Annotated in this window: 6 protein-coding genes; all 6 read left to right on the top strand. The window is 71.5% G+C overall.

The window, feature by feature from the left end:
* The coding region (locus BMZ47_RS25930; protein ID WP_280142767.1) for a transketolase C-terminal domain-containing protein at window positions 1-1068 on the top strand (1068 nt) is incomplete at its 5' end.
* A 127-nt stretch (window positions 1069-1195) separates the two neighbouring features.
* Window positions 1196-2224 (top strand): hopanoid-associated sugar epimerase, encoded by a 1029-nt coding sequence (gene hpnA, locus BMZ47_RS25925; protein WP_091865089.1) that lies wholly within the window; start codon window positions 1196-1198, stop codon window positions 2222-2224.
* Window positions 2221-3117 carry a squalene synthase HpnC gene (gene hpnC / locus BMZ47_RS25920; protein WP_091865087.1) on the top strand — a complete coding sequence of 299 codons (897 nt, stop codon included), beginning with the start codon at window positions 2221-2223 and terminating at the stop codon, window positions 3115-3117. Before hpnA ends, hpnC begins: the two co-directional genes overlap by 4 nt.
* The gene (gene hpnD / locus BMZ47_RS25915) at window positions 3114-3965 is read left to right on the top strand and encodes a presqualene diphosphate synthase HpnD (protein ID WP_091865085.1); all 852 of its coding nucleotides are present in this window, start codon (window positions 3114-3116) and stop codon (window positions 3963-3965) included. Before hpnC ends, hpnD begins: the two co-directional genes overlap by 4 nt.
* Window positions 3965-5281 carry a hydroxysqualene dehydroxylase HpnE gene (gene hpnE / locus BMZ47_RS25910; RefSeq protein WP_091865083.1) on the top strand — a complete coding sequence of 439 codons (1317 nt, stop codon included), beginning with the start codon at window positions 3965-3967 and terminating at the stop codon, window positions 5279-5281. The genes hpnD and hpnE overlap by 1 nt, the downstream gene beginning before the upstream one ends.
* A gap of 42 nt (window positions 5282-5323) precedes the next feature.
* On the top strand, window positions 5324-7321 hold the full coding sequence (shc, locus tag BMZ47_RS25905; protein ID WP_007561772.1) for a squalene--hopene cyclase: 1998 nt from the start codon (window positions 5324-5326) through the stop codon (window positions 7319-7321).
* Window positions 7322-7398 lie beyond the last annotated feature (77 nt).

Below are 7398 nucleotides of genomic sequence, written 5' to 3'. Positions count from 1 at the left end.
GCCCCGGCCGAGGCCTCGGCCGACCGGTATCACGGCGTGGTCAAGTTCGACGTGGTCTCAGGGGTCCAGGCCAAGGCCAAGCCGAACGCCCCGGCCTATACCCGCGTGTTCGGCGAGAGCCTGATCAAGGCGGCGGATGCCGACGACAAGGTCGTGGCGATCACCGCGGCGATGCCCGGCGGCACCGGGATCGACCTGTTCGGCAAGGCGCATCCGGACAAGACCTTCGACGTCGGCATCGCCGAGCAGCACGCGGTGACGTTTGCCGGCGGCCTGGCGACGGAGGGCTACCGGCCGTTCGTGGCGATCTACTCGACCTTCCTGCAGCGGGCCTACGATCAGGTCGTGCACGACGTGGCGCTGCAGAACCTGCCGGTGCGGTTCTGCCTGGACCGGGCCGGGCTGGTCGGCGCCGACGGGGCGACCCATGCGGGGGCCTTCGACCTGGCGTATCTGTGCTGCCTGCCGAACATGACCGTGATGGCGGCGGCCGACGAGGCCGAGCTGGTGCACATGGTGGCGACCGCGCACGCGCATGACAGCGGTCCGATCGCGCTGCGCTACCCGCGCGGCGAGGGCGTGGGCGTCGAGCTGCCGGAGCGGGGCGCGGTTCTGGCGATCGGCAAGGGCCGGATGGTGCGCCAGGATGCGGAGGCGCGGGTGGCGATCCTCAGCTTGGGCACGCGGCTGTCCGAGGCCTTGAAGGCGGCCGATACGCTGTCGGAGCAGGGCGTTGCGGTGAGCGTGGCGGATGCGCGCTTCGCCAAGCCTTTGGACGAGGCGCTGATCCTGGATCTGGCGCAGAGCCACGAGGTTCTGATCACCATCGAGGAGGGCTCGCGCGGCGGGTTCGGCGCGATGGTGCTGCACCTGCTGTCGGAGCGGGGCGCGCTGGATGCGGGCCGGGTCCGGGTTCGGACGCTGACGCTGCCGGACCTGTACCAGGACCACGACAGCCCGGAGAAGATGTACGCCGAGGCCGGCCTCGACGCCGCCACCATCGTCAAGACCGCGCTGGCGACTTTGCCGGAGCGCAAGGAAGGCCGCTCGCGCCTGCGCCTGGCCTGATCCCGGCGCGAGCGGGCGGGGGACGCGGTTCCGCGCCTCGCTTGCCGCCCGGACGGTTCGATGACACAAGCGCGGCGTGGCGGGGTCCCCCGCCCGCGCCGGCATTCCGCAACGCTTTGAACATGTGATGGTAGAGGCCACTTCCTCCGGCCCGTCCGAGGTCGGCCCCGTGCTGATCACCGGCGCGAGCGGGTTCCTCGGCTCAGCCCTGGTCGACGTGTTCCGCCGGGCCGGCTTCCCGGTGCGTATCCTCGTGCGCGCTTCGAGCCCGCGCCGGAACCTGACCTGGACCGACGTCGAGATCGCCGAGGGCGACATGCGCGATCCGGCGGCCGTGGCCGCCGCCATGCGCGGCCAGCGCTACCTTATCCACGCCGCCGCCGATTACCGGCTCTGGGCGCCGGATATGGAAGAGATCGTCCGCACCAACCGCGACGGCACCCGCCTGATGATGCGCGCGGCCCTCGATGCGCAAGTCGAGCGGGTGGTCTACACGTCGAGCGTCGCCACCATCAAACCGCCGGCCGACGGGGTCACCCCCTCCGACGAGACCATGCCGCTGACGCCGGAGACCGCCATCGGCGCCTACAAGCGCAGCAAGGTCGTGGCCGAGCGCGTGGTGGAGGAGATGATCGCCCGGGACGGCTTGCAGGCGGTGATCGTCAACCCGTCGACGCCGATCGGTCCCCGGGACGTCAAGCCGACGCCGACCGGCCGGATCATCCAGGAGGCGGCGCTCGGAAAGATGCCGGCCTTCGTCGATACCGGGCTCAACCTCGCCCATGTCGACGACGTCGCCCAGGGCCACCTGCTCGCTCTGCGCAAGGGCCGGATCGGTGAGCGCTACATCCTCGGCGGCGAGGACGTGTTCCTGTCGCAGATGCTCGCCGACATCGCCGGCATGGTCGGCCGCAAGCCCCCGACCGTGAACCTGCCGCGGGCCGCGGTCTACCCGGTGGCGTTCTTCGCTCAGCTCGCCGCCCGGGTCACCGGCCGCCAGCCGTTCGCCACCATCGACGGCATCCGCATGTCCCGCTACCGGATGTTCTTCTCCGACAAGAAGGCCCGGGCGGAGCTGGGCTATACGGCGCGGCCCTATCGCGAGGGCCTGTCCGACGCGATCACGTGGTTCCGCCAGGCCGGGTATCTCGGATGAGCCAGCTCGACACCGCGACCGCGGCGCGCTCCGGCAAGGGCCACCGCGACGAGAACTTTCCGGTCGCCTCGCACCTGATCCACCCGCGCCACCGCGGCGCGATCCTGGCCTTCTACAATTTTGTCCGCGCCGGCGACGACGTGGCCGACCACGCGGACCTTACGTCCGAGCGCAAGCTCGCGCTGCTCGACCGGCTGGCCGATGCGCTCACCGGCGCCGGCCCGTCCGACCCCGAGGCGGAGCCGCTCAAGCGCGAGCTCGCCGCACGGGGCCTGCCGCCCCGCCACGCGCTCGAACTGCTCGACGCGTTCCGGATGGACGCGCGCAAGAACCGCACGGCCAACTGGGACGAGCTGATCCATTATTGCCGCTACTCAGCGATGCCGGTCGGGCGCTTCGTGCTCGACGTGCACGGCGAGGACCCGGCCCGGGTCTGGCCGGCCTCCGACGCGATCTGCGCGGCGCTCCAGATCATCAACCACCTTCAGGATTGCGGCAAGGATTACGCCGACCTCGACCGGGTCTACCTCCCGCAGGACGCCCTCGACCGGCACGGCGCCACGGTGGCGATGCTCGGGGCGCCGCAGGCGAGCCCGCCTCTCCGGGCGGTGATCGCCGAGCTGGCGCAGCGCTGCCTCGACCTGCTCGAGGAGGGCGCCGTCCTCCCCGACCTGATCGACGATCTGCGGCTCTCCCTGGAGATCGCCGCGATCCACCGCCTCGCCGTGGTGCTCGCCAAGGGGCTGACCACGCGCGATCCGCTCTCGGAAAAAGTCCATCACGGCAAGGCCGCCTTCGCGCTCACCGCGCTCGGCGGCGTCGCCGCCACCCTGGCGCGCCGGCCCTTCCGGGGCCGGATCGTGCGGGGCGCGGCTCAGGGAATCCGCTCGTGAGCGCCACCGCGACCACCGCCCCCGCCGAGGATTCCGCCGCCCCGGCCCTGCCGGCCGCCGGCTCCTCGTTCTACACGGCCATGCGCCTGCTTCCGAAGGAGCGGCGCGAGGCGATGTATGCCGTCTACGCCTTCTGCCGCGCCGTCGACGACGTCGCCGACGATGGCGGCCCCCGGGCGGTGCGCCAGGTCGAGCTCGACCGCTGGCGCGCTGACATCGACGCGCTCTATGCCGGCCGGCCGGCGCCGCGGGTGCGCGACCTCGTCGAACCCGTGCGCCGCTACGACCTCAAGCGCGAGGATTTCCAGGCCGTCATCGACGGCATGGCCATGGATGCGGTCGAGGACATCGTCGCCCCCGACGCCGAGACCCTGGACCTCTACTGCGACCGGGTCGCGAGCGCGGTCGGGCGGCTGTCGGTGCGGATCTTCGGCATGCCGGAGGCGGACGGGATCCGGCTCGCCTGGCACCAGGGCCGGGCGCTCCAGCTCACCAACATCCTCCGGGACATCGACGAGGATGCCGAGCGCGGGCGCCTCTACCTGCCCCGGGAGAAGCTGGCCGCCATCGGCCTGACCGATCCGACCCCCATGGAGGCGATCAGCCATCCGCGCATCGGCGAGGTCTGCCTGTCGGTGGCCCGGGAGGCCGAGGAGCATTACCAGGCGACCTGGGAGATCATCCGGCGCAGCCCGCGCAAGGCCACCAAGGCCGCCCGGCTGATGGCGGCGGCCTACCACCTCTACCTCAAGGCGGTGATCGCGCGCGGCTGGGCGATGCCCCGCGCCCGGGTGAAGCCTGGCAAGCTCGCGCTGCTCGCGGTCGTCCTCCGGCATGGCCTGATCTGATGGGACGCATCCACGTCGTCGGTGCCGGCCTGGCCGGCCTCTCCGCGGCCGTCGCGCTGGCCGAGACCGGCGCCCAGGTGGTGCTGCACGAGGCCGCCAAGCAGGCCGGCGGGCGCTGCCGCTCCTATTACGATCCGGCCCTCGGGCTGACCATCGACAACGGCAACCACCTGCTGCTGTCGGGCAATGCCGACGCGCTGGGCTTCCTCAAGACCGTCGGCGCCCCCGCTGACGCGCTCGTCGGCCCCGACGAGGCGGCGTTCGACTTCGCCGACCTGAAGACCGGCGAGACCTGGCGCCTGCGCCCCAATGCCGGGCGGCTGCCCTGGTGGGTGATGAGCCCGTCGCGGCGCGTCCCCGGCACCCGGGCCCGGGACTATCTCGCCCCGCTCGGGATCCTGCGCGCGGCCTCCGGCAAGCCGGAGGGGGCGGGCGGCACGATCGGCGAGAGCATGGCCTGCGAGGGCGATCTCTACGCCCGGCTCTGGCACCCGGTCCTGCTGGCCGCGCTCAACACCGAGCCGCGGGACAGCGATGTCGGGCTGGCTGCCCGGATCCTGCGCGAGACCCTGGGTGCCGGCGGCAAGGCCTGCCGGCCGCTGGTAGCGGTCGAGGGCCTGTCCTACGCCTTCGTGGACCCGGCCCTGCGCTACCTGACCGCCCGGAGCTGCGAGATCCGCGTCGGCCGGCGCCTGCGCGGCCTTGAGGGGACAGACGGCCGCGTCGGGCAGCTCCTGTTCTCCGACGGCCCCGAGCCGATCGGCCCCGAGGACGGAATCGTGCTCGCCCTGCCGCCCTGGGTCGCCCGGGAGGTGTTGCCCGGTCTCCTCGCCCCGGTGGAATTCCGCTCCATCGTGAACGCGCATTTCGCCCTGGCGCCGAAGCCCGGCAGCCCGCTCGTTCTCGGCGTCGTAAACGCCCTCACGGAGTGGCTTTTCGCCTATCCGGACCGGTACTCGGTCACGATTAGCGGTGCAGACCGGCTCCTCGACGTGCCCCGGGAAGACCTGGCCCGCCAGATCTGGGGGGAGATCGCACAGTTGTGCAGTCTTGCCCCGGAACTGCCCAGCTGGCAGATCGTAAAGGAGAAGCGTGCGACCTTCGCGGCGACGCCGGCCGAGGCCGCGCGTCGTTCGGGGGCCGAAACCGCCTACGAAAATCTCGTCCTGGCAGGCGATTGGACCGCCACCGGTCTGCCATCGACGATCGAGGGAGCGATCCGCTCGGGCAAGACGGCCGCGCGTGCGCTGCGTCACGGATCCTCCGTGCGCGCCGGGCTACGCGCGCCGGTATCAGGCGCATTGGGCGCCGCTTGAGGCATGGCGGCCGCGTCGCAGCGGCCGTTCGAGGCGAGGACCATGAGAGAGGCCGTAAGCAAGGTCGAGCCGCTTCAGCGCTCGAAGACCCAGGGGATCTCGCTCGACGACGTCGAGCGCGGCGTGGCGCAGGCGACGCGCTCGCTGATCAACCTGGCGCATGACGACGGGCATATCTGCTTCGAGCTCGAGGCGGATGCCACGATCCCGTCCGAATACGTCCTGTTCCACCATTTCCGCGGCACGCCGGTGCCCGACGGCCTCGAGGCCAAGATCGGCAATTACCTGCGCCGCACCCAAGGCCGGCACGGCGGCTGGGCCCTCGTCCACGAGGGTCCGTTCGACATGAGCTGCACGGTCAAGGCGTATTTCGCCCTCAAGATGATCGGCGAGGATATCGAGGCGCCGTATATGCGCCGGGCCCGCGAGGCGATCCTGTCCCGCGGCGGCGCCGCCAACGCCAACGTCTTCACTCGCTTCATGCTGGCCCTCTACGGCGAGGTGCCCTGGCGCGCCGTGCCGGTGATGCCCGTGGAGGTGATGTTCCTGCCGAAGTGGTTCCCGTTCCACCTCGACAAGATCAGCTACTGGGCCCGCACCACCGTGGTGCCGCTGTTCGTGCTCCAGGCGACCAAGCCGCGCGCCCGCAACCCGCGCGGGATCAGCGTCCAGGAGCTGTTCATCACCCCGCCCGAGAGCGTCCGCACCTGGCCGGGCTCGCCGCACGCCACCTGGCCGTGGACGCCGATCTTCGGCTTCATCGACCGGATGCTGCAGCTGGTCGAGGACCGCCTGCCGCGCAAGAGCCGCCAGCGGGCCATGGAGAAGGCCCGCGCCTGGGTCAGCGAGCGCCTGAACGGCGAGGATGGGCTGGGCGCGATCTTCCCCGCCATGGTCAACTCGGTGCTGATGTACGAGGTGATGGGCTACCGGCCCGATCACCCGCAGGTGCGGGTGGCCTGCGACGCCATCGAGAAGCTCGTGGTCGAGAAGGCCGACGAGGCCTACGTCCAGCCCTGCGTCTCGCCGGTCTGGGATACGGCGCTGGCTAGCCACGCCCTGCTCGAGGCCGGCGGCCCCGAGGCCGAGGCCCAGGCCCGCGCCGGCCTCGACTGGCTGAAGCCCCGCCAGGTGCTCGACATCGTCGGCGACTGGGCGGCGCGCAAGCCGAAGGTCCGCCCCGGCGGCTGGGCGTTCCAGTACGCCAACCCCCATTATCCCGACCTCGACGACACCGCCGTTGTGGTGATGGCGATGGACCGGGCCATGCGCCAGCACGGGCTGGTCGCCGGCATGCCGGACTACAAGGCCTCGATCGCCCGCGCGCGGGAATGGGTCGAGGGCCTGCAGTCGGAGGATGGCGGCTGGGCGGCGTTCGATGCCGACAACAACCACATGTACCTCAACCACATCCCGTTCTCGGACCACGGCGCGCTGCTCGACCCGCCGACCGCGGACGTGACCGCCCGCGTGGTCGGGATGCTGGCGCAGCTCGGTGAGACCCGGGAGACCTCCCGGGCGCTCGATCGCGGCGTGAACTACCTGCTGAACGACCAGGAGGAGGACGGCTCCTGGTACGGCCGCTGGGGCATGAACTTCATCTACGGCACCTGGTCGGTGCTGTGCGCCCTGAACGCCGCCGGGGTGGATTCCGCCGATCCGCGGATCCAGCGGGCGGTGTCGTGGCTGATCCGCATCCAGAACCCGGATGGCGGATGGGGCGAGGACGCCTCCTCGTACAAGATCGACCCGGCCTTCGAGGCGGGCTCGTCCACGGCCTCGCAGACCGCCTGGGCGCTGCTCGCCCTGATGGCGGCCGGCGCGGTCGACGACCCGGCCGTGACCCGCGGGATTAACTTCCTGACCCGCACGCAGGGGGCGGACGGGTTCTGGAACGAGGAGCGCTACACCGCCACCGGCTTCCCGCGGGTGTTCTACCTGCGGTACCATGGCTACCCGAAGTTCTTCCCGCTCTGGGCGATGGCCCGCTACCGCAACCTCAAGCGCACCAACAGCCGCCGCGTCCAGTTCGGCATGTGACGCGCCCGGCGCCGGCCCCCGGGCCGGCGCCACCGTTCGGGACGACGCCGGAGCGGATCGCAACCTCCTCCCGCCCG

Origin of the sequence: Methylobacterium brachiatum, assembly GCF_900113845.1 — a bacterium.
In the GTDB taxonomy this organism is placed as follows: Bacteria; Pseudomonadota; Alphaproteobacteria; order Rhizobiales; family Beijerinckiaceae; genus Methylobacterium; species Methylobacterium brachiatum.
The sequence above is the reverse complement of the archived record's forward strand: the minus strand, read 5'-3'. Positions and strand labels throughout refer to the sequence as shown.

Bases quoted from the DNA above. Each gene is read 5' to 3' on its own strand.
- hpnA (WP_091865089.1), top strand. From the start codon at position 1,196: ATGGTAGAGGCCACTTCCTCCGGCCCGTCCGAGGTCGGCCCCGTGCTG.
- hpnC (WP_091865087.1), top strand. From the start codon at position 2,221: ATGAGCCAGCTCGACACCGCGACCGCGGCGCGCTCCGGCAAGGGCCAC.
- hpnE (WP_091865083.1), top strand. From the start codon at position 3,965: ATGGGACGCATCCACGTCGTCGGTGCCGGCCTGGCCGGCCTCTCCGCG.
- shc (WP_007561772.1), top strand. From the start codon at position 5,324: ATGAGAGAGGCCGTAAGCAAGGTCGAGCCGCTTCAGCGCTCGAAGACC.